This window comes from Litorilituus sediminis, from assembly GCF_004295665.1.
GTDB lineage: Bacteria > Pseudomonadota > Gammaproteobacteria > Enterobacterales > Alteromonadaceae > Colwellia > Colwellia sediminis.
The window spans coordinates 1,813,167-1,835,954 of record NZ_CP034759.1 but is presented as its reverse complement, the minus strand read 5'-3'; the positions used below and the strand labels follow the sequence as shown (position 1 = coordinate 1,835,954).

The 22,788-nt window shown below is 41.0% G+C and carries 21 protein-coding genes; 13 read left to right on the top strand and 8 right to left on the bottom strand.

Annotated features, from left to right (window positions below; translation table 11 throughout):
• The first annotated feature begins 113 nt into the window (after positions 1–113).
• The 13 genes from EMK97_RS08155 to EMK97_RS08095 all read left to right on the top strand — a co-directional run bounded on the left by EMK97_RS08155 (position 114) and on the right by EMK97_RS08095 (position 14,412).
• Positions 114–911, top strand: coding sequence for a DUF3450 family protein (locus tag EMK97_RS08155; protein WP_130601098.1), 798 nt, complete (start codon positions 114–116; stop codon positions 909–911).
• Positions 911–2,269 (top strand): MotA/TolQ/ExbB proton channel family protein, encoded by a 1,359-nt coding sequence (locus tag EMK97_RS08150; protein ID WP_130601096.1) that lies wholly within the window; start codon positions 911–913, stop codon positions 2,267–2,269. Before EMK97_RS08155 ends, EMK97_RS08150 begins: the two co-directional genes overlap by 1 nt.
• Positions 2,270–2,283: 14 nt before the next feature.
• On the top strand, positions 2,284–2,673 hold the full coding sequence (locus tag EMK97_RS08145; protein ID WP_130601094.1) for a MotA/TolQ/ExbB proton channel family protein: 390 nt from the start codon (positions 2,284–2,286) through the stop codon (positions 2,671–2,673).
• On the top strand, positions 2,670–3,077 hold the full coding sequence (locus EMK97_RS08140; RefSeq protein ID WP_130601092.1) for an ExbD/TolR family protein: 408 nt from the start codon (positions 2,670–2,672) through the stop codon (positions 3,075–3,077). The genes EMK97_RS08145 and EMK97_RS08140 overlap by 4 nt, the downstream gene beginning before the upstream one ends.
• The gene (locus EMK97_RS08135) at positions 3,049–3,777 is read left to right on the top strand and encodes a hypothetical protein (RefSeq protein ID WP_211342285.1); all 729 of its coding nucleotides are present in this window, start codon (positions 3,049–3,051) and stop codon (positions 3,775–3,777) included. The genes EMK97_RS08140 and EMK97_RS08135 overlap by 29 nt, the downstream gene beginning before the upstream one ends.
• 4 nt (positions 3,778–3,781) lie before the next feature.
• Positions 3,782–5,164, top strand: a complete 1,383-nt coding sequence (locus tag EMK97_RS08130) for a tetratricopeptide repeat protein (protein ID WP_130601088.1) — start codon at positions 3,782–3,784, stop codon at positions 5,162–5,164.
• 22 nt (positions 5,165–5,186) lie between these two features.
• Positions 5,187–5,648, top strand: coding sequence for a DUF2799 domain-containing protein (locus EMK97_RS08125; protein WP_130601086.1), 462 nt, complete (start codon positions 5,187–5,189; stop codon positions 5,646–5,648).
• 141 nt (positions 5,649–5,789) lie between these two features.
• A complete protein-coding gene (locus tag EMK97_RS08120; RefSeq protein ID WP_130601084.1) occupies positions 5,790–6,176 on the top strand; it encodes a CopL family metal-binding regulatory protein in 387 nt (128 codons plus the stop codon).
• A 136-nt stretch (positions 6,177–6,312) separates the two neighbouring features.
• Entirely contained in the window at positions 6,313–7,692 is a 1,380-nt protein-coding gene (locus EMK97_RS08115) for a TolC family protein (protein WP_130601082.1), read from the top strand.
• The gene (locus EMK97_RS08110) at positions 7,692–9,470 is read left to right on the top strand and encodes an efflux RND transporter periplasmic adaptor subunit (protein WP_130601080.1); all 1,779 of its coding nucleotides are present in this window, start codon (positions 7,692–7,694) and stop codon (positions 9,468–9,470) included. Before EMK97_RS08115 ends, EMK97_RS08110 begins: the two co-directional genes overlap by 1 nt.
• 17 nt (positions 9,471–9,487) lie before the next feature.
• Positions 9,488–12,655 (top strand): efflux RND transporter permease subunit, encoded by a 3,168-nt coding sequence (locus EMK97_RS08105; protein WP_130601078.1) that lies wholly within the window; start codon positions 9,488–9,490, stop codon positions 12,653–12,655.
• The gene (locus tag EMK97_RS08100) at positions 12,656–13,384 is read left to right on the top strand and encodes a PepSY domain-containing protein (RefSeq protein WP_246028913.1); all 729 of its coding nucleotides are present in this window, start codon (positions 12,656–12,658) and stop codon (positions 13,382–13,384) included.
• Positions 13,384–14,412 (top strand): 2Fe-2S iron-sulfur cluster-binding protein, encoded by a 1,029-nt coding sequence (locus EMK97_RS08095; RefSeq protein WP_130601076.1) that lies wholly within the window; start codon positions 13,384–13,386, stop codon positions 14,410–14,412. The genes EMK97_RS08100 and EMK97_RS08095 overlap by 1 nt, the downstream gene beginning before the upstream one ends.
• A gap of 652 nt (positions 14,413–15,064) precedes the next feature.
• On the opposite strand, the gene EMK97_RS08090 is transcribed toward EMK97_RS08095, so the two are convergent.
• The 8 genes from EMK97_RS08090 to EMK97_RS08055 form a co-directional block, all read right to left on the bottom strand.
• A complete protein-coding gene (locus EMK97_RS08090) occupies positions 15,065–15,295 on the bottom strand; it encodes a hypothetical protein (RefSeq protein ID WP_130601074.1) in 231 nt (76 codons plus the stop codon).
• Between the two features lie 229 nt (positions 15,296–15,524).
• The gene (locus EMK97_RS08085) at positions 15,525–17,117 is read right to left on the bottom strand and encodes a nitrite reductase (protein ID WP_130601072.1); all 1,593 of its coding nucleotides are present in this window, start codon (positions 17,115–17,117) and stop codon (positions 15,525–15,527) included.
• A 74-nt stretch (positions 17,118–17,191) separates the two neighbouring features.
• The gene (gene cobA / locus EMK97_RS08080; RefSeq protein WP_130601070.1) at positions 17,192–18,043 is read right to left on the bottom strand and encodes a uroporphyrinogen-III C-methyltransferase; all 852 of its coding nucleotides are present in this window, start codon (positions 18,041–18,043) and stop codon (positions 17,192–17,194) included.
• Between the two features lie 107 nt (positions 18,044–18,150).
• Complete coding sequence (gene nirJ / locus EMK97_RS08075; protein WP_130601068.1) at positions 18,151–19,374, bottom strand: heme d1 biosynthesis radical SAM protein NirJ; 1,224 nt, start codon at positions 19,372–19,374, stop codon at positions 18,151–18,153.
• Positions 19,375–19,418: 44 nt separating this feature from the next.
• Positions 19,419–19,961: a siroheme decarboxylase subunit beta gene (ahbB, locus tag EMK97_RS08070; protein ID WP_211342284.1), complete on the bottom strand. Its 543-nt coding sequence runs from the start codon at positions 19,959–19,961 to the stop codon at positions 19,419–19,421.
• Positions 19,962–19,982: 21 nt separating this feature from the next.
• Positions 19,983–20,465, bottom strand: coding sequence for an Lrp/AsnC family transcriptional regulator (locus tag EMK97_RS08065; RefSeq protein WP_130601066.1), 483 nt, complete (start codon positions 20,463–20,465; stop codon positions 19,983–19,985).
• Positions 20,458–21,522 (bottom strand): siroheme decarboxylase subunit beta, encoded by a 1,065-nt coding sequence (gene ahbB / locus EMK97_RS08060; protein WP_130601064.1) that lies wholly within the window; start codon positions 21,520–21,522, stop codon positions 20,458–20,460. The genes EMK97_RS08065 and ahbB (EMK97_RS08060) overlap by 8 nt, the downstream gene beginning before the upstream one ends.
• Before the next feature lie 2 nt (positions 21,523–21,524).
• Positions 21,525–22,763: a cytochrome D1 domain-containing protein gene (locus EMK97_RS08055; RefSeq protein WP_130601062.1), complete on the bottom strand. Its 1,239-nt coding sequence runs from the start codon at positions 22,761–22,763 to the stop codon at positions 21,525–21,527.
• Positions 22,764–22,788: the final 25 nt, after the last annotated feature.

Sequence of the window (22,788 nt, the reverse complement as noted above, 5' to 3'; positions counted from 1 at the left end):
AGCATTTCTATTGGCAAATTCGCTCAGATTGCTGTTTGATTGTACGAATAATTATCAGTTAATCTGCATGAACATTCATTTTATATTTAAGCCACTTTGACTATTAGGTGATTATGAAGGTTCTGAATAAGGGAGTATGCTGCGCTATTGCATTAGCCGTATCTTCAACAGGTTATGCGCAAGATAATTTAAGTGAGTTAATGCGCCAATGGCTCGATATTGAAAGCCAAAAGGGTAAAGTCCAGCTAGATTGGAATAGTAAAAAACAATATCTTGAGCAAACCCAATCCCTGCTAATTGTTGAGCAGCAAGAACTTAGCAATTTATTGAAAAAAGCCGATACCGATCGCTCTGACGTTGATCAACGTCGAATTGAATTAAGCCAACAACAAAGTGTTTTAGAGCAAGAGCAACAAGTGGTAAATAAGCAAATTTTGCAAGCCACTGCTTTTTGTCAAAAGTTACTGACGCGCTTACCACCACCACTACAAGAACAATGGCAAGAAAAGCTGTTATTGCTTAGTCAAGAGGGAGCAACTGATAGCGAAAAGCTTGAGCGTATTTTATCGCTTTATCAAATGGTAAATGAGTTTGATCAGCGTATTGCTCTTAATCGTGGTTCAATGGCGATTCCCGTTGAAGCAGGGCAAGAGAAAAACTTATTGGTTACGCAAATGTATTTAGGAGTGTCTCAAGGCTGGTATGTAAGTGACGATGGTTTGCATTATGGTTATGGCCGAGCTGATAACACAGGTTGGCAGTGGTGGCACAATGAAGCCTCTTCAGCAGAGCTTGGTAGAGTGCTGTTAGCTGATGACTTATTAAAGCTTAGAGATATTTTGCAAAAACCTACTACGGCGAAGTTCATCGACTTGCCTGTAAAAATACTTAGCAAGAAGGATGTAAGCTAATGGCAATTTATCAAGTAAAAATGAGTATCTTAACTGTGGTATTACTCGTTATTAGTAGCTTAACGGTTAAGGCACAGGCTAACGATAACTTGGTGGAAGAATTACTAGCGAGAATTTCTACCTCAAAGCAAGCGCTTTTGGATGTTGAAAAAAGCGTTAATAAACAGTCTACCGCACTGGCACGAGATATTGCCAAGCAGCAAAAACAAGTAAAAGAATTAAGAGAAAAAGCAGTAGTTTTGCAACGCTTTGCTGATGAACAGTTAATGAGTGTTGCTCAGCTAGAAAAGCGTTTGCAGCAATGGTCAACTCAGAGCAACTATCAAAAGCAATTACTAACCAGTTATGCTGAAGCAAGTCATTTGCCAACAGAGCAATTAACTCAGGCAAACGGTGAGGTAGTGGTTGATATCAATGCCTTGTCACATATGTCAGAGCAAGTATTAGCGCGATTATCACCAAGCTGGCAAGTGCAGGATGTCGTTACTGAGCAAGGCAGCATAGCGCAGGTAAATACTATTGCCATAGGACCGGTTGAAGTGGCTTATGATGCTGGCGCATTATCAGGGGGGCCGGTATCTCGAGAGTTGATAGCTGAGCCACGTATTCTTGCTGATATTTTTGATGAGCAAGCCATTGCCGAGCTTGGCTCAATTCAGGCTTCGGGCTCAGGTACATTACGATTTGACCCAACCTTAGGCAATGCTTACAAACTTAAAGATAAACAGCAGGGCATTTTAGCGCACATTAAAACAGGCGGTGTTTGGGCGCTGCCTATACTTTTCTTTGGTGTGCTATCGCTAGTAGTCTCTGTGGCAAAAGCTATTCAGCTGGTGAGACTGCCAACAATTGATGTCAATTTGACTGAAAAAATCAAAGAAATCTTACATCTAAATAACAATCAAGATGAGGTTAGCAAAGCGCAAACCCATGAGAAATTGGCCGTGCTATCAGCGACCAGCCAAGGGGCGCAAAAAGGCTTATTTGATATCGCTATGTCGACGCCTATTTCTCAAGAGCGCGATGACTTATTGATAGCTTATCTACTTGAATATAAGCATAAAACTGAGCGCTTTATTGGCGCGATAGCAACCAGTGCCGCGATAGCGCCGCTGTTAGGTTTACTTGGAACCGTTTCAGGCATGATCAGCACCTTTATGATGATGACCATTTTTGGTACTGGCGATGCCTCGACTGTTTCTGGTGGTATTTCCGAGGCCTTGATCACGACAGAGTTAGGTTTAATTGTCGCGATACCATCATTGATCTTAAGCGCATTGCTTAGTAGGCGCAGTAAAAGTTACTGTGCCAAGCTTGAAGCCAATGCCATTAAGTTAAGTAAAATCTCGTTTGCCTAAGCGGAGTAAGCATTATGGCTGAATACGCATTTTTGCTAGAAAGCGCCGTTATCTGGGCAATATTACTGGTGGCATTGTTTTGTTATGGCTTACTGATGGATTTGTGCTTTATGCATAAAGTCAGCGAGACTTGGTTTGATCGTACTCAGTATTGGTTAAAAAGTATTAGAACCATTTTAGCTTCGCTGCCATTACTCGGTTTGCTGGGCACAATTACGGGTTTGCTAACAACATTTTTTCGTATGTCGGTAGAAAATGGCTTTAATTTACAAGAGGTCATTAGTGGCGGTATTGCTGAGGCTATGTTTACTACGCAGCTCGGCTTAATCATGGTAATTCCTGGGCTATTAATGCTTGCCCATTTACAAGCTAAAACTAATAGATGGGTGGCATTAAGACGATGAAATCATTTATCGAAACTAAATTAGAAGAAAGCAAAGGCCAAGAGTTAGATTTAGCACCTTTGCTTGATGTGGTGTTTATTCTGTTGATCTTTTTTATTGTTACTACAGTTTTTGTTAAAGAAACAGGTGTTGATGTTGATAAGCCCACAGCGGCATCTACTAAGCAATTACAAAAATCGGTGCTTATGATTGCTATAACAGATAGCAAAGAAGTGGTTTATGGCGGCACTAATATTGGTGTTGATGGCGTAAGAGCAACCTTAACCCAAGCCATTAGAACTAAGGTTAAACCTTTGGTTATTCAGGCAGATAAAACCGTACCGACAGACTTATTAGTGCAGGTGATTGACCAAGCAAAACTTGCTGGTATTGCCAATGTCAGTATTGCTACGGTTAATAAATAATCCTATGACGGCAATAATCAACAAGGACAGTGAGAATATTTACTTTGCTTTGCTCAAGAAGATCATTCCTTGGCTTATCAGTTTGCTATTGGTTGTTTGTCTTATCTTGCTAATGCTTTACTTGCAGCAAGGCGATTACAGCAAAGAAGATACGGTAACGGTTCGCAAAGTTGATGTAGCTTTGCCACTGCCGCCACCACCTCCGCCACCAATGGAGCTAGAGCAAAGCCAAGCAGAATCAGAGGCTGCCAGTATTGATCTTATTGGTATGGGGGCAGGCCCAGTTTTAGATTACTCGCAAAAGCCAAAAGTGGCGCAGTTAAAGCTAGCCAAAGTCGATTTACCTAAGTTTGATGTCAATTCATTAGATTTATCGAAAACCATTGCGGTTGATTTTGCTTTAATTGAAGTGAAAAGCTTAGATCAGCTACCTAAAATTATTTCTTCCCGCTACGTACAGCCGCCATGGTCTGTTATTAAACGTGGTGTTACCCGTATTCCTACCTTGGTTGAGATTATTATTGATCAGCGTGGTCATGCTCATATTAAGAAAATTGTCGACCCGGTATATCCAGAAATGGTCGACACCATAAGAACTTGGGTTAAAAACGTTCGATTCTCTATTCCAAAGAAAAATGGTAAACCGGTACAAGCGCTGTATTTATACGGATTAAACTTTAACTATAATAGGTCAAAGTAAGACAATGAAATTACTTAAAAAAATATTAGTATCAAGTTGCTATTTGGCATTTTTGTCAACTTCTCAAGTGAGCCAAGCAAGTGCAGGGCATAGTGATTTCGTTATCAAAGTGGCTAAACCAACCTTTATCTTGCCGTCATTTTCTGGGCCTTATCAAGAACGAGAAGCAACCATAGCACCTGAAGAATATGAAACCGCTGAACGATTACGCTCAATGCTCGATAGTGGTCAAAAAGAGCAGGTATTAAAAGAGTTAGAGTCTTATTTTGATATTGAACTTAGCCCAGCCATGCTGAGCTTAAAAGCGCAAATCTATTTCACCTTAGAACAATTTGATAAAGCTGAACAAACCTTTAAAGCGGTACTGTCACGTAAACCGCAGTTAGTGAGGGTTCATCGTGATTTAGGTCAGTTATACCTGATTCAAGAAAAGTTTAAATTAGCTCGTCATCACTTTTCAGAGGCGATATCGTTAGGCTCAAATGAGGCTATGATCCACGGGCAGCTAGGCTATTTAAACTTAACCTTATATGGGCCATTTAGTGCAATTAGCGCCTATCAAAAAGCCATAACCTTACAACCTGAAGAAGTGCAATGGCAGCAAGGCTTATTGGCGGCTTTATCACAAGCCAAAATGTATGAGTCAGCGCAAGCGCTTATTTCAGAATTACTAGCAAAAGATCCGAACAATAAAGATTTATGGCTAAACCAAGCGGTACTGGCGATAAACGCCGATAATACTAACTTGGCTCTCGTCAGCTTAGAAATGGCGATTATGCTAGGTGATAGCGATGATATCAATTTAAAAACAGCTACCCAGCTGCACTTACAAAGGCATAGTTATGATAGAGCTGTCACCTTGATTAATGAGCATTTAAATAAGTCGACACTAGATATTAAGCTACTTAATGAATATTTAGTCTGGCTTGAACAAGTGGACATGTATCAGCAAGCGGATAAATTACTCGCTGGTGTTGAAGCGAAAGTGAAAGCACTGCCCTTAGCTGAGCAAAGTGTTTTTTATAGCCATAAAGCTAATATAGCGGCGAAACAAAAAAATAAGCAAACAGCCTTACGTTACTACAAACTTGCTTTAGAGCAAGATGCCAATAATGGTGATGCCTTAATTAGATTTGCCCAATTTGCTCTAGCGCAGAAAGACTATATTAATGCTGAGATTTATTACACTCGCGCCTCAGTGCTGCCTAAATTTGCCAAGCAAGCCTTACTGGGGAAAGCGCAAATGTATATAGATATGCTTGATTATAAATCGGCTATTAGCGAACTACAAAAAGCCTATGGTCGCTACCCAGAGCTACATTATTTGCCAGAGCAAATGGATATTTTAAAAAATATTATTCGTTCAAAAGATAAAACGACTATTTAAAAACAGACTTAAGGACAACTTGATGAAAAATTTTCTCGCAATGTTTATGCTCGCCACTTTAGCTGCTTGTGGCAGCACTAGCCAGCCAAGTAGCTATAGTAGTGAAACCCAATGTGATGACAGCAACTGGCAGAATGTTGGCTATAAGGTTGCAATGGCAGGCAAGTCCGTTAGAACCTTTAATCAGCTTAAAGAAAGTTGTAAAGACGCAATTGTGCCAGAGGCAAGAAGCACTTATTTAGCAGGATACCAGCAAGGAATAAAAGAGTTTTGCTCGTTTGAAAATGGTTTACAGCAAGGTAAAGAAGGCAAGCTAGATGCAACAGTTTGCCCTAAAGAGCTGAGAGCGGAATTTGAGCGCGGCTATAACATTGCTGCCAAAGCCGTTGAAATGCAAAATGAAAAAGCCAAACGTGCTGCCGATAGAGAACAAATGCGTCAACAACAAACTTCAGATTTAATTGGTGCAGGGCGTAGTCAGTAGTAAGAGGCATTAGCCTAGCTTTTTGAGTTTATAAAGGTCGCAAAAACTATATTCAGTACAATGTACAATAAACACAAGCATTGAATTAGCCGTTATCATTAAGTATTATTAGAATTAAGTTTTTGCTTAAAGTTGTCCTTTGTGAACTCATCTACGCTAAGAATATTAACCATATTATTGCTGTGCTTTACCTTTGTTGGTCAAGTAATGGCTAATACTGTTATGTCTTATCATATGGTGTCAATGCAAGCGCATAGCGCAACTATGTCGGCAAAACACACTATGCCTATGTCTCATCATGGTGATGAACATACCATGCACCAGAGTGAGCAAGCAGAGTCATCTGCTGAGCAATGTTGTGATATCAGCTGTTATTGTCTTACCACCGCCTGTTCAAGCTTGGCTGCTATGGTGGCTGGTTTTAATCAAAATACTCCTGTAGTGCAATCTGCCAGTATCACTAACCGTTCTAATTTGGCACTTAGCCAATACTCCTCTTCACTTTATAGACCACCAATATTTGCCTAGTCCTAGGGGTATTGGGTCTAAAATTTGGTCTAACACCTTATTTTTCCATTAATTATTGATTTAACTTAGTAGGCAATGCTGATCCTTCAAGCATAATAACTGCCGCTAAAACTTTGTAGAATAAGGAAGCGCTCTTATGTTTGAGCATAATAAATCCGTGTATAACTTTCGTGGTATTTTTCTGCTGATAATGGTGCCATTTGCGACAACATTACCAGTAAACTCAGCTTTAGCGAGTAATGAATTATCATTTCATAAAGCCATTAAACTCGCCCAAGAACATGATCCTTGGCTTAAAGGCAATATTTATCAGCAGCAGTCGCTGGAGTCTAAGAGTATTGCCGCAGGTACCTTACCTGATCCTAAATTGACCTTGGCATTGGCGAACTTGCCGAGCAATGGCTTTGATTTTCAGCAAGAAGCGATGACACAAGCAAAAGTGGGCATATCGCAAATGTTCGCTCGTGGCGATAGTTTAGCCATTAAACGTGAACAACTAAAAGTGCAAAGCGAAAGCTACCCTTATCAAAGGGATAACCGAAAAGCGCAAGTCGCAGTTACGGTTGGTAGTATCTGGCTTGATGCGTTTTTAAGTGAGCAAAGTATTGCCTTAATTGAAAGTAATCGCGCTTTGTTTGAGCAACTGGCTGATGTTGCTGAAGCAAGTTATTCATCTACCTTAGGGAAAACCCGTCAACAAGATATTGTTAGAGCCCAGTTAGAGTTAACTCGCCTAGAAGACAGGCTTGATTTGCTCGCCCAACAGCAAACAAAATACCAAGGTATGTTATCGCAATGGTTAACTAGCTTAGCACAAGAGCATGCCAGCCAGTTAAGCTTTCATGAGCTGGCATTAACGCAAACTCTGCCGCAAATTGACTTACAAGCACATTCGCTAATTTACAGTAACAATTGGCAAAAACCAGCGCAGATAGTTCAGTATTTTTCTCAGCATCCCGCGGTTTTAGCTATTGATAAGAAGGTGACTGCTAGCAAAACAGGTATCAAGCTAGCAGAGCAGAAGTACCAACCAGAATGGGGCGTAAGTGCAAGTTATGGTTATCGCGATGATGACCCATTAGGTAATAGCCGCGCTGATTTATTTTCTGTTGGGGTTAGTTTTGATCTGCCAATATTTACCGAAAACCGACAAGATAAAGAAGTACAGTCAGCTGTGGCTAATGCTGAAGCGGTAAAAACAGAAAAAGTATTACTGCTAAGACAGTTTTTTGGCTCTTATAAAAGCGGCAAAGGTCGGTTGTTAAGGTTAAAAGAAAGACAAGCACTCTATAAGGATAAGCTTTTACCGCAAATTCAAGATCAAGCGGAAGCATCGCTAACCGCATACACCAATGATGATGGCGACTTTGCCGAAGTGGTGCGCTCACGTATTGCGGTATTAAACGCACAAATAGATGCCTTAGCACTTAAGGTTGCAGAGCAAAAACTACATTTAGAATTAAATTATTTGTTTGCTGGCAATCCAATGCTAGCAAACAATGCAGGAGAAAAGTAATGGCTAATAATAATCATGTCATCAAAACCGCCATTGTTAGCGCTGTATTCGCTTCAATCATTACCGCAGTGGCGCTGATAGCTTTTGAGCCAGCACTAGACTCAAAAAAAAATGCAAATCAAGAAGCAGCAAGTGATGAAAAAAAGCCGCTTTACTGGGTAGCGCCCATGGATGCGAATTATAGAAGAGACAAGCCGGGTAAATCGCCTATGGGTATGGATCTAGTGCCGGTTTATGCTGATGAGGGCAGTGGTCCAGATGAGGGCGTAGGTACTATTAAAATCGCCGCTAATGTTGAAAACAATTTAGGTGTAAGAACCGCTCAAGCCAAGTATCAGTCTTTGCAAACCAAAATAAATACCGTTGGTTATGTTACTTATGATGAAGATAGATTAGTTCATATTCATCCACGAGTAGAGGGCTGGATAGAAAAGCTGTACGTTAAAGCCATAGGCGACCCTGTGATAAAAGGCCAGCCGCTTTATGAAATATATTCTCCTGAATTAGTGAATGCTCAGGAAGAATTATTACTGGCACTTGATAGAAAAAATAACCGTTTGATTAGTGCTGCGCAAAATCGTTTGATGGCACTGCAGTTACCTAAAAGTGCCATTGATTCATTAAAGAAAACCCGCACGGTTAAGCAACATATTACCTTTCATGCGCCGCAAAATGGCGTGGTTGAAAATTTGAAAATTCGTGAAGGCTATTATGTTAAACCGGGCTCAACCCTTATGTCGATTGGTGATTTATCTGAGGTTTGGGTTGAAGGAGAAGTATTTGAACGTCAAGCCGGACAAGTAACCACAGGTACGCCTGTAACCATGACCCTTGATTATTTGCCGGGTAAAATATGGCAAGGTCAGGTTGATTATATTTACCCTACGCTGGATGCTAAAACCAGAACCGTGAAAGTGCGTTTACGTTTTGCTAACGATGAAGGGCTGTTTAAACCCAATATGTTTGCTCAAGTGGCTATTCATACTAACAATCATCAAAGTGCCTTGTTGATCCCAAAAGAAGCTTTGATCAGAACCGGTAATCAAGATCGCGTCGTGTTGGCGCTAGGCCAAGGTAGTTTTAAATCGATAGCGGTTAAAGTAGGGCGTTACGATAGTGAGCATGTTGAAATTCTCTCAGGCCTTAATGAAGGGGATAAGGTGGTAAGTTCAGCGCAATTCCTGCTCGATTCAGAATCTAGTAAGTCATCAGACTTTAAACGTATGAGCAGCAATGCCAGTGATGATGACAGCACAGCGGTTTGGGTTGAAGCTCAGGTGCAAGGCATTATGGCTGATCATCATATGCTGACATTAACCCATCAGCCAATTGATGATTGGGGCTGGCCAGAAATGACCATGGACTTTGCCGTTGCTAAGCACCTTGATATTGAGCCGTTATCACTTGGGCAAACCCTGCACATTGAGGTGACTAAGCAAAGCGATAGCAAGTATATTATCAGTGCAATTCATATCCCAGACAATCAACAAACATCGCTAGAAAGTGAGCAAATAAGCCGCGCTAGCACAAGCGGTACTGTAGTTTCACTGATGAAAGATCACGGTATGATCACTATTGATCGTCAAGCGATTGCAAAGTGGCATAGGCCAGCTGCTACAGTAGACTTTGTCACGGCTGACAACGTTAGCTTAGCTAATATCAGCAAAGGCATGCAGGTTGATTTCACCTTTGAAGTTCGTGACGGCAATTTTATCATCACTGAACTTTCTCAAACAGTGAGTAGCACAGAGCAAAGTGCTGATCATAGCCATCATTAATTAGGAGTAGAATTGAGATGATTACTGCTATTATTCGATGGTCAATCAACAACCGCTTTCTGGTGTTACTGGCAAGTTTATTATTGGTTGCTGCGGGTCTGTATTCAGTTAAAAATACCCCGATTGATGCCTTGCCTGATCTTTCCGATGTTCAGGTAATAATTAAAACCAGTTACCCGGGGCAAGCGCCACAAGTGGTGGAAGATCAGGTAACGTACCCGCTAACCACCGCCATGTTATCTGTACCGGGTGCGGTTACTGTGCGCGGTTATTCCTTCTTCGGTGACTCTTACGTATATGTCATTTTTGATGAAAAAACTGATTTATATTGGGCGCGCAGCCGTGTGCTGGAGTATTTAAGTCAAGTAGCGCCAAACTTGCCAAGTAACGCTAAGCCGCAGCTGGGGCCAGATGCCACGGGTGTCGGTTGGGTGTATTTGTATGCCTTAGTGGATAAATCAGGCCAACATGACTTAAGTCAGTTGCGTAGTCTACAAGACTGGTTTTTAAAGTATGAATTGCAAACCGTATTAGGCGTATCTGAAGTGAGCGCGTTAGGGGGTATGGTAAAACAGTATCAGGTGCGTGTGAACCCAGATAAATTACGTGCTTTTGGCATTCCGCTATCACACATTCAAACCGCGATTAAACAAGGTAACCAAGAAATTGGCGCGTCTGTGATTGAAATGGCAGAAGCGGAATATATGGTGCGCGCCACGGGCTACCTTAAAAGTGTTGCCGATCTTGAAAATATTCCCTTGGGCGTTAATGAAAATGGTACGCCGCTGTTATTAAAAGATGTTGCTGATATTGGTACAGGCCCACAAATGCGTCGTGGCATAGCTGAACTAAATGGTGAAGGTGAAGCGGTTGGCGGCATAGTGGTGATGCGCTATGGTGAAAATGCTCAGCAAGTCATAAACCGTGTCAAAGCCAAGTTAGACCAGTTAAAACAAAGCTTGCCTGATGGTGTGGAAATTGTGCCTGTGTATGATCGCTCCGCCTTAATTGAGCGAGCAGTAGATAATTTATCAAATAAACTCTTGGAAGAGTTTGCTGTAGTCGCGCTGGTGTGTGTGATTTTTTTATTTCACGTGCGCTCATCGTTAGTTGCTATTATCAGTTTGCCGGTTGGTATTTTAACGGCCTTTATTGTTATGCACTGGCAAGGGCTTAATGCCAACATTATGTCCCTTGGTGGTATCGCCATTGCCATAGGTGCCATGATAGATGGTGCGATTGTGATGATTGAAAATATGCATAAGCATATGGAAAAACTCAACCATCAAGGGCAAGAATTAACCAATAAAAATCGTTGGCAGCTAGTGACTGAAGCGGCAACTGAAGTCGGGCCAGCACTATTTTTCAGTTTGCTTATTATCACGGTAAGTTTTGTACCAGTATTTACTTTAGAAGCACAAGAAGGGCGTATGTTTGCACCATTAGCCTTTACTAAAACCTATGCCATGGCTGCTTCTGCTGCCTTAGCAATCACCTTAGTGCCGGTATTAATGGGCTATTTTATTCGCGGTAAAGTGCTTGCGGAGCATAAAAACCCAGTGAACCGCCTATTAACTGCGCTTTATATGCCGGCCTTAAAAACCGTGCTGCGTTTTCCTAAAGTGACCTTGTCTGTTGCTGCCTTAGTGTTAGTTATAGGCATGTATCCTATAGATAAAATTGGTAGTGAGTTTATTCCACCTTTGGATGAAGGCGATTTAATGTATATGCCAACCACCTATCCGGGCATTTCCATTGGCCAAGCGAGGCAGTTATTACAACAAACCGATAAGCTAATTAAAACAGTACCTGAAGTGGCGAATGTTTTTGGTAAGGTCGGGCGTGCAGAAACTGCTACTGACCCTGCACCCTTAACTATGATTGAAACTTTTATTCAATTAAAGCCACGAGATGAGTGGCGAGCTGGTGTAACCACGCAAAGCTTAAAACAAGAGCTTGATGCATTGGTTAAATTACCCGGTGTTACTAATGCCTGGGTGATGCCGATAAAAACTCGTATTGATATGTTAGCGACAGGTATAAAAACGCCGGTTGGCGTTAAGGTTGCAGGCCCTGATTTAGCGGTAATTCAAGATATCGGCAAGCAGCTGGAAGTGCTATTAAATAAGGTTACTGGTACAGCGTCAGTGTATTCTGAACGTGTTGCTGGTGGTCGTTACGTTAAGGTTGATATTCAACGTGCCAAAGCTGCGCGTTATGGCTTGAATATCAGCGAAATTCAACAAGTGGTGGCGACTGCAATTGGCGGTATGAATGTCACACAAACGGTGGAAGGCTTAGAGCGCTATCCGGTGAGCTTACGTTATCCACAAGATTACCGTGATTCACCTGAGCAGTTATCACTGTTACCTATTGTTACCCCTAATGGTCAACGTATTACTTTAGGGGATGTTGCCCAGGTGTTTATTGAAGATGGCCCGCCAGGTATTAAGTCAGAAAATGCTCGTTTAAACGGTTGGACCTTTGTTGATATTGAAGGTGTTGATGTTGGCAGCTATGTAGAAAAAGCTCAGCAGCTTGTCGCGAATGAGTTAAAACTACCGGCAGGCTATTCAATTAGTTGGGCTGGTCAGTACGAGTATATGCAGCGGGCGAAAGCCAAACTAACTTATGTGGTGCCGCTTACGCTGTTTATCATAGTTATTTTGCTGTATTTAAGCTTTAAGAGTGTGGTGGAAGTTGCCATGATCATGGGTACTTTGCCTTTGGCTATGGTGGGCAGTATTTGGCTTATGTACCTTGAAGGCTTTAACTTTTCTGTTGCCGTAGGTGTCGGTTTTATTGCCTTAGCTGGCGTGGCGGTTGAGATTGGCGTCATTATGTTAGTGTATTTAAATCAAGCCTATCAGGATAAACTGAGCAAACTAGCTGAGCAGAAAAGTAAAGTAACTAAGCAAGATATATTTCAGGCGGTACTGACAGGTGCAGGGTTACGGGTAAGGCCAGTAATGATGACGGCTTTATCTATCATCATCGGCTTATTACCGATACTTTATGGTACAGGTACTGGCTCTGAAGTGATGAGCAGAATTGCTGCGCCTATGGTCGGCGGCATGTTAAGTGCGTTAGTGCTAACACTCTTAGTTTTGCCTGCCCTATATTATTTATGGCGCGTGGCTGGAATTGAAAATAGTTCAACGCACCCTAATAACGAGAAAATGTAAATGAAGTTGATAAATACCAGCCGTAAGCTGCATAAATGGTTAATGCTGTTTTTGGGTATTCAGTTTTTAATTTGGTCGATATCTGGCGCTTTTATGGTGATTTTAGATATCCATTATATTCATGGTGATAGCTTAGTTAACAACCCTCAGGTCGCTATTAAAGCAGACAGTGTGCAATTTCCTTTAGCCAAAGTGATTGCCCAATACCCGCAAGCAACAGAGATTGCCCTAGATACTTTTTTAGGGCAAAGCGTTTACCACTTTAAGCAAGGTAAAGAAAAGTACATGTTATCAGCCCTTGATGGCGCGTTACTTTCGCCAATATCAGAGCAACAAGCCATTGCAGCGGCTAAATTTCACTACGCAGGCAGTGGTGAGGTGGCAAGCGTTAACTTGATCACCGAAAACCCGCCATCAGAAGTGCGCGCGAGTATAGTACCTGCATGGCGTGTTGATTTTGATGACTTTGCTAATCCATCACTTTATATCTCTGCACGCCAAGGAACTTTAGTTGGGAAACGTCATGATAACTGGCGTATTTTTGATGTCATGTTCGCTTTGCATGTTATGGACTACCAAGGGCAAGAGGTTGATAACAAGCTGTTGTTTTTCTTTGTCTTATTCTCGCTGTTGGCGGCAATTGTTGGCGCAATTCTTAGCTATTTTGTTATTTTTAAAACCAATAGCGAAGTCTCAAGTATCAACCCTCAACAAGCAGGAGCTGCCTAATGTTATTGATAAAAAAACTGCATAAATGGCTGTCGCTGCTGGTTGGTTTACAACTACTCATTTGGTTGGGGACAGGTTTGTACTTTAACTTAATGGATCACCAAAAAGCCTCAGGTAATCAATATCGGCAGCGCATCGCACAAGCGCAGGTTGATAACAACCGTTTAGTTGAACCTAAACTGATATTGGCAAAAGCGGCACCTGCAGTAGCGTTTAAACAAATCTCCTTACTTGAAAAACCATATTATTTGCTTACGCATGAAAAAGGTTTATACCAACATTTCAACAACAGTTATTCATTGTTTGATGCTTATTCAGGTGAGCAACTTTTCATCGATGAAAATATAGCTGAAAAGCTTGCGTTAGCCTCATACAAAGGTTCAGGTAAAGTCAGCAATATTCAAAAACTATCGCCACCTTATGATGATATACCTAAAGAGCGTAATGATGTGTGGCAAATCAATATGGCTGATGATATCAATACCAGTATTTATGTAGATGCAGGCTCAGGCCGTGTTGTTAAACACAGTAATGATGATAAGCGCTTTGTTGATATCTTCTTTATGTTGCACTTTATGGACTATAGCACTGAGGGTAGCTTTAATAATTGGCAAATCATCGTTCTGGCGGTGTTTACCTTAGTCTTTGCTTTAACTGGGGCTATTTGGACGGTGGAGCTGATTTTTAATGGTCAATATCAAGTGACTTGGTTGACTGAGAGTTTTAGAGAGAGGCTTAGCAATAAACGCAAACTGAATTTAATTGCCGCTGATCAGCAGCTATTAGGCGCGTTTACATTATCAAAACACAGCACTTTGCTTGATGGCTTAGCTGAGCATGATGTTGAACTACCTTCTATCTGTGGCGGTGGCGGCAGTTGTGGTCAATGTAAGGTGCGTTTAGATGCCAAGGTAAGCATAACAGCTGCCGATAAACGACACCTTGCGCAAGCAGATTTGCAGCAAGGTTATCGCTTAGCCTGTCAGCATAAAAGTGCTGAGGTGGAGCAGGTAGGGTTGGTTAGTTAGTGTTCTTTGAAAATAAGTAGAGCTACGTTTTATAAAAGACTTTCTGTATTAAGGTCGTATGATCTTCATTTGTGATAACTCCTCCGTCCTTAGATTTATATTTTGGACAAGTAGCTCCAGTATTTGTCCATAAAAGGTTGGTTTCTCCTACCCAACCTTTTTGATTACGTATACTTATAGCTTTTCCTAATTTTTTTCCATCAGACTTTCTCAGTATGTACGACTCAATCGAATAAATAGGGCCGATTGGAGACAATAATGCTTTTTCATAGTGCACTATTTCGTAGTACTGTTTCAGTACATAAGAATTAATTAGATGTCGTTTATTATGTAAATAGTACGAATCTACTACATTTCTCAATTCAAACTCATCGGTAGGGATTTTTCTAAAGAAACCATGAGTCAAACCTTCTTGCTCAAAAATAAACTGGCCAACAAGTTTTTGTCAGAGCAATATTGTTTAAATAAATGGTTAGATACGTGATAATCACCACATGATATCAGGTATAAACATACTGAGAAAATTATGAGCTTCTTCAATTGCAGGCACTATTGTATTGATAAATTTCTATTTAGGAATAATTGTTCGTGTGTCTAAAATATAGAATGCACAGATAAATACAAACTATATTTATCTCACTATAGTAACTAATTATATATTTATTGCTGTATGCATTTTCCTAAACTCTTTGATAGCAGTATCTATGTATTCAGCTTTTTCTTTTTCATTATTTGGAATGTCATATAACTGCAAAATGTAGTCTGAGGTGGTTTCATGTTCTATATTTAGCAATTTAAAAGCGTCTTTAATTTCATTCATATTGATATCCTTATCTCCAGAACAAAAATCTCTAATTAGTTGTTCAACTTCAATCCGTTTCATAACTTTTCCTATATGTATAATCGTTCAATATTGTTCAATTTATGCTTTTCTGACTATAGATTGGGCACTTCTAAGAGTCAGTTATTAATAACAAATTAGCTAACTCATTGCTATATATAACTTTATGATTAATTTTTTGCTAGCAACATAAGAAAACAAAAAAGCTTGAGCATGGCTCAAGCTTTTTAAGGTGTTTACATTAAGCAAAATGAAAGCAAAACAATAATGCTTAGTGGCTAGTGCCTTTTTCATAATTGATTTTGTTGTAAACATTGTACTTGCCTGATGGCTTTTTCATTGGCATACGTTTAATGATTTCTAATGTGTTGGCATCGTAGACGATAAGCTCGCCATCCATATCCCAAACACTAAGTAGTACGTATTTTCCGTCTTTGGTAAATTCTACGTGAGCGGCATTTTTACCCGGTGAAGGCGCTAAGGTTTTCACAATCTCTAAGGTACTTTTGTTAATTACGTGTACCTTGTCGCTGTTAGGACCAAAGAATACATCAGTCCAGGCATACGGCGAGTTAGAGTGACTGCGCATAAAGAAACCTGGGCCTTCAGTTTGAATCTCTTTAATGACCTGCCAGCTTTCCATATCAATCACGGTAATTTTCCCTTCTTTGATATTTGGCGAAGCAAAGACTTCTTTATCTTGGTAATCCCACGTGATACCAGAACCTAGGTGTGGCATGCCGGTTAAAGCAATAGAGGCCACTTTCTTCTTGGTGTCTAGGTTAATTACTTGGCCGTTATGACTGTTACGCGCGGTACCAATGAGGTTGATGTATTCAGGGTCAAAGAAGAAATCATTTAATACATCGTCAGTTTTAATGCGACGTACTGGGAATTGATGCTCTAGCTTCCACCCCTCGGCTTTAGCTTCATTTTTATAATCGTGTGCCCAGCCTTTATAAACTTCAACGCCGCCTTTATCGCTGTAGGGAATTTCCCATACTTCTTTTACGTCTTTTAAAGCTACGATAAAGCTATGGCGAGGTGGCGCGTTATAAACAGCACTTACCCGAGAGCTGACGCCGTCGCTGTCTTTAGCATCAATCACTTTAATTGGCGATAAATCACTGGTGTTTAAAATCACCACATTATTCGGTAAATAGTTACCAACGATTAAGTAGTTACCATCACTTGAAATGGCGATATTACGGGTGTTAATGGCCGCGCGAACTTCGGTAACGGTTTTGCGGTTATAAATATCGTACTTGCTGATCCAGCCATCACGTGATGCGAAGAATACAAAGCGTCCATCTGGTGAATACTTAGGGCCACCATGTAAAGCAAAGCGAGTTTTAAAGCGATCTAAACGCTCAAAAGTATCACCATTAAGTAAAGTAGCACTATGATCGCCAAGTTCAACCACAATAAATAAGTTCATTAAGTCAGCATCAAACTGGGCTTCATTAGGCAGCTTACTTTGGTCAAAGTGTTCAACTTTTGATTTGTTAATATCCGCTATTGTCCAGCTAAGCGAAGCTTTTGATGGCGTATAGATATAGCTCGCTAAAGCTTCAATTTCGGCTTTGCTTAAGGTTTTATTAAAGGCTGGCATTTGTGTTGCTGCACGACCTTTGTTAATGACCTTAATGGCTTTGTTTTTTCTAAAGCGGGCGAGGTTTTCTGGTAATAGTGCAGGCCCCATAGCACCTAATCGGTCAACACCGTGACAGCTTTGACAGTGCTGCTGATAGAGTTTTTCAGCTTGGCTGTTATCTTCTTTGCTAACTTGAGCATTTGCGCTGTGGAATGCGCCAAGAGATAAGATGAGGCCAATGGCAGTGTTGATAGCAAAGGAGTATTTCATAGACTGATCCTATCGATGACTTGGCTACCCTCAGTGTATCTCAGAGTAGCTTGAGCTTTGTTGCTAAGGCGTGTTTACGCTGATTTGATTTCCTGTGCTTGAATGTAATCATTGGCATCTAAGAAACCTGGCGTAGATAACTGCTGCTCAGTTAATTGATTCACCACGTCACCAATCACAATTAAAGTTGGTGGGGTAATATTGTGTTTTTCAACTAGCTCAGCCAAATTACCTATAGTACCGCGGTAAGTTTTTTGCTCTGGTTGTGTGCCTTTGCGAATTAACGCTGCTGGTGTATCAGCGCTGCGACCATGGTTTACTAACTCTTCAGCAATTTTAGGTAAGGTATTGATACCCATGTAAAACACCACTGTTTGGCTAGCATTACTTAAGCTTGACCAAGGTAAGTTTAATTGGCCGTTATTTTGAATATGACCTGTGATAAAAGTACAACCTTGGGCAACACCACGGTGAGTTAGTGGAATACCTGCGTAGGTTGTACAGCCAGAGGCTGCGGTGATGCCTGGGCAAATATGACAGCTAACGCCACGTTGTAGCATAAACTCAGCTTCTTCACCGCCACGACCAAAGATAAATGGGTCGCCACCTTTAAGGCGTAAAACCTTTTTACCTAGTTTGGCTTGTTCCACTAAAATTTCATTAATTCTATCTTGCGGTACGCAGTGTTTTGCTTGCTCTTTACCAACATAAAAACGCTCGCAATCTTCAGGTAGTAGCGCAAGGATCTCTTCGCTTACTAAACGATCGTAAATGGCGATTTCTGCTTGTTGAATAAAACGCATCGCACGTATAGTCAGTAACTCTGCATCACCTGGGCCAGAGCCAACTAAGGCAACTTCGCCTTTATTTAGCACTGACTTACCTTTTGATGAAATTTCTAAATTAACCTTGCTTAAATTTGTCATGTTTTTGCTCTCGCTTTCTACTTCAACTTTGATTGGTATTCGCAGTCAAAGTGAAAAATATTTTTATATCGTTTTCTACTAGGCCAGCTGTCAGGAATTAGCTTGGCTTAGTTTACTTCCACCATAGGGATGTTTAATGCTTTATTGTTATCAAATTGCTCTTGGCTCATTAGGCCAATTTCTACATCATTTAGGTAACAGCCCGGATCTTCTGCCCATGCATCGCCCGATTGTGCAAAGGCACGTGTTCGGGTGTTACCACCACAAATAGCTAAATGCTCGCAAGATGCACAGCGACCTTTTACTGGTCTTGGGCTTTCTCTAAAACCTAACATTAATGGATCTTGGGTATCGCGCCAAACTTCTGAGAATTTTTGTGTTTTTACATTACCAATGGGATGATTCCACCAGTATGTGTCTGGATGTATGGTGCCAGTATTATCAATGTTAGCAACATTAACGCCACTGGCATTACCGCCCCAGTTGATTAAGCGTTGTTTTAAATTGGCAACACATTCTGGGTGACTGTCACCAAACTTTTTCATTGCCCATTGTAGTAAGAAAGGACCATCAGCATCATTGTTACCAGTAACAAAATCGGTATCTATACCTTGTGAAATATGTGACCAAGCACGCTCGTAAAGCAGCTCCATGGCATCTTTAGTCATTTTAAACATGGCATCGTTTTCAGCATTGCGCTTACCACGACCAGAATAGTTTAAGTGAGATAGGTAGAACTTATCGACTTTGTACTCTTCCATTAAATCAAGCATGGCAGGTAAATCGTCAAAGTTTTCACGTGTTAAACACAAACGCATACCAATTTTTATGCCGGCTTCTTGGCAAAGCTTGATGGCATGCATTGAGGTTTTAAAACTGCCTTTTTGACGACGAAACTCATCATGAAACTCTTCTAAACCATCAATACTAATACCGACATATTGATAATTGGCGGCTTTAATTTGGTCGATATTAGACTCGTCAATTAACGTGCCATTGGTTGATAAGGCAACATAGAAGCCTTTTTCTTTTGCGTAAGCAGTAATTTCATAAATATCAGGACGAAGCAGTGGTTCACCGCCTGATAAAATGAGCACTGGAACGTGGGCAACTTTTAAATCATCAATGGTTGCTTTAATTTGTTCGGTTGTTAGCTCATCTTTAAAATCAATATCTAATGATGTGGAGTAACAATGTTTACAACGTAAATTACAGCGACGAATTAAGTTCCAAATTACCACAGGACCTGGCATTTTTCTTGATGGTTTGACTGGCTTAAAGTCAACCATATCGTCATGTAATGTCTTTAATAATTGTGAAATTCTAAACATAATCGTTATGCCTTGTGCTCTCGAAAGTGGCTTGCCTGTAACAGTTACGCTGTTTTATTTTTTAGTCGCAAACCAGTCTTCTTTAGTATTTCTGTACTGGTTAACATAACATTGCTTTTATAGTGCGTGCTTTGACTTGAATCATTATTGCGCTCGACTAAAACGTCTTTTAACAATTCTTTGATCTGACCTCGTTGTTGTTGAATTTCTTCTGGGGTTTTGCCGTGCACCATGGCAAATAAGTTGTAATTCCAACCGGGTAAAAAACGCGGTCTTAAATAACAATGGCTTACAAAGGGTAAACGGCCAACGGCATCGCCAAACTTTTCTGCTTGCTGATCATCTACATCCCAAACTGTCATACCATTGTACTGATAACCTAGTTTGTAATGGTTAGGCACTGCTGCGATGCGTCGAATAATGCCGCGTGCTTGTAAATCTTTAGTGAGCGCTAACACTTCATCAACACTAATACCCAGTTGCTTAGCAATCGCATGATATGGCTCTTTGGTAATAGGCAAGCCATTTTGCGTGGCTAGAATATATTGGCGCTCTAGCTCTGTTAATCCGTTCATTTCTTCAGACATAGTATTTCTCGTAAATCGCTATTAAACAGGCAAATAAAGGCCAACAAAAAACTCTTTTAGTTTAGGTACATTAAGCACCTTAAGCCCTGTTTTTTCTTCTATGGCGAGTACTACTTGTTCTATTTCTTCCTTCGCTTCGGTGGCGATAACAAACCACATATTGTAGTCATGATCACGCTTGTAGTTGTGAGCAATTTGCTCAAAGCTATTGACCTGTTCGGTAACTTTTTCAAAATCTTGCTCTGGTACAGCAAGTGCCGCTAGGGTAAAAGCACCACCAAGACAAGCAGCATCAAACATTGGCCCAAAGCGTGTTAATACTCGCTGTTCGCGCAGGGCAGTTAGATGTTCGATGACTTCATCTTCTGTGCTGTTAACTTCTTCAGCTATTTGCGCAAAAGGGCGTTCACATACAGGTAAACCGTGTTGCAGTAAGTTAATTAGCTTTTTATCTAGTTCATTTAGCTGGGCTACTTCGCGTCGTTTTGCGGTGCTTTTATCCATGAGCGCGTCCTCTACCGTATTTTGCTCCGTTTTGTTTATAGGCTTTAAAGCTAAACAATACGTTCTTTTCAATATGAGCTAAGCCTAATGACTGAGTAATTTGTGCTATTTGTCTTAGGACTATGTCTCTATCGCGACCGTGGATCATGCAAAATAGGTTATAAGGCCAATCAGGCAAACGGCGTGGTCTTTGATAACATAAGGAGACTTCAGGACATTTAGCTAGTTGATTAGCAATGGTATCAATGTCTTCATCAGGTATATTCCACACCACCATAGCATTGGCGTTAAAACCTAAGCTGCGATGTTTGATCACTAAACCAAAGCGGCGAATTAAACCATCTTGATGCCAAAGGGCAATTTGCTGGCATACTTGCGCTTGCTTGGCATTGATAAGTTGAGCAAGCTCAGCATAAGGTTGCAGGCTTTTGGCTAAACCTTTTTCGATACCGTTTCGTAGCTGGCTTTTTTGCGTCTCACTTAGTGGGGCAATAAAGTCTTGCTTAGCTAAATTGTGATAAAGCTCAAGGTGCTGTGCATTAACAATTGGGCTGCGCACATTGGTGATATTAATGCCAAAGGCTAAATCAATATGATACGAAGCTTCCATTGGCAGCACTAATACTGGGTAGCCAGTTAAGGCTTCAATTTTTTTAATGGTGTTGTTTAAGGCGACTGGGTCGCTGGCGGTAACCACAAACCATAAGTTAAAGTCATGTTCGCGACCGTAATTATGGTTAACCTGCTCAAATTGATTGACTATACCAGCCACTTTATCAAGCTCAGCTGGCGGTACCGCAATGGCAGCAAGGGTACTAGCGCCGGCTTTTTTATGGTCAAATACTGGGCCAATACGCGAGATAACACCTAACTCATCAAGCTGCATGATGGCATCAAAAACATCTTGCTCTGTGTAGCTATTGCCATTAACACTTAACTGCTCAGCTATGCAGAGATAAGGCTGTTCAGATAAAGGCAAACCGCGTTGAAAGTTATTGATAATGTCTTGTTGTAGCTGAGTAATAAACTCGGCATTTGCTCTCTTAGTTAATGACATAATTATAATCCAATGTGGTGTGCGCGATTAGTAAAGAAAATACCGCTCGGGCTTTTTGATGGCATAGTTTTTAATAGCTCTTGGGTTTGAGTGTCATAAACATGTACTTCGTTGCTGTCACGTACCGACATCCAAACATGCTCACCACGTGGCGTGAATTCCATATGTAATACTGCTGGCCCTGGTGTTAGTGTTTTAACTAGCTCAAAGGTTTGTGTATTAAATACTTGAATGGTGTTGTTATCTGGATAAGCAAAGTTAACCCAAATTTGGCGATTGTCAGGCTGAGCCATGACGAAAATTGGCTGGCTATGCGCAGGAATTTCAGCCACTTGCTGCCAAGTTTTGGTGTTAACAACTAATACTTTGTGTTGACCAACGGCTGGCATAAAAGCGTAGTCGCCGGCCATTGCCCAACCTTCTAAGTGTGGCATTTTATAGACAGGTAATTTTTTATCGCCTTTACCGTAATCTTTCAAAATACGGGTAACGCCTTTATCTAGATGCCATAAATCTAACATTGCCATGCCATCTTCACCGAAAAGACCGGCAATGTAGTAGCGACCATCTGGGCTCATTAAGGCATCGTAAGGGAAGTAGCCAATGTCAGTAAACTTGGTTAGTTTCATCTCTTCGCCTTTATCATGGCCGGAGAAATCTGCAATCCAGATTTCATGGCTATCGAATAAGCTAAAGATAAAGCGATGGTTTGGTGCATCCACTAAGCCAACCACTTTTGAGCGAACTGAGCTGCCGTCTTTATTTTTTGGCTTACCAACTAGCTCTGTGGCATCAATGGTGGCGACTAGCTCTAAGGTATCGGCGTTAAACACTTTTACACCACCTGGGGTGTAGTTTGACACGGCAACAAGTTTGCCGTCTTGGCTGATGGCACCGCCAATGCTGTTACCTGATTGAATCACACGGTTATCTATTTTGTCTTTTAAAATATCAACCTTAGTTAAACCGCCATCACGACCAAAAACATAGGCATAACGTTGATCGCGTGAGTAAACAATGGAGGCATGTGATAAATCGCCTAAACCGTCAATTTCAGCTAATACATCCTTGTTAGTGTGGTTAACGATTTGAACTTGGCCTGTGGCACGCTCAATAATGACACCCATATCACCGGTTGAGCGTAATGCTGCATTATTGCTTGTTTGCGCTGTGTTAACACAAGCCGTTAATGCTGAGCCTAATACTATGCCTGTGGCTAACTTGAGTAATGTGTTTTTCATCTTGATTCCTTCTATTAATCTTTTA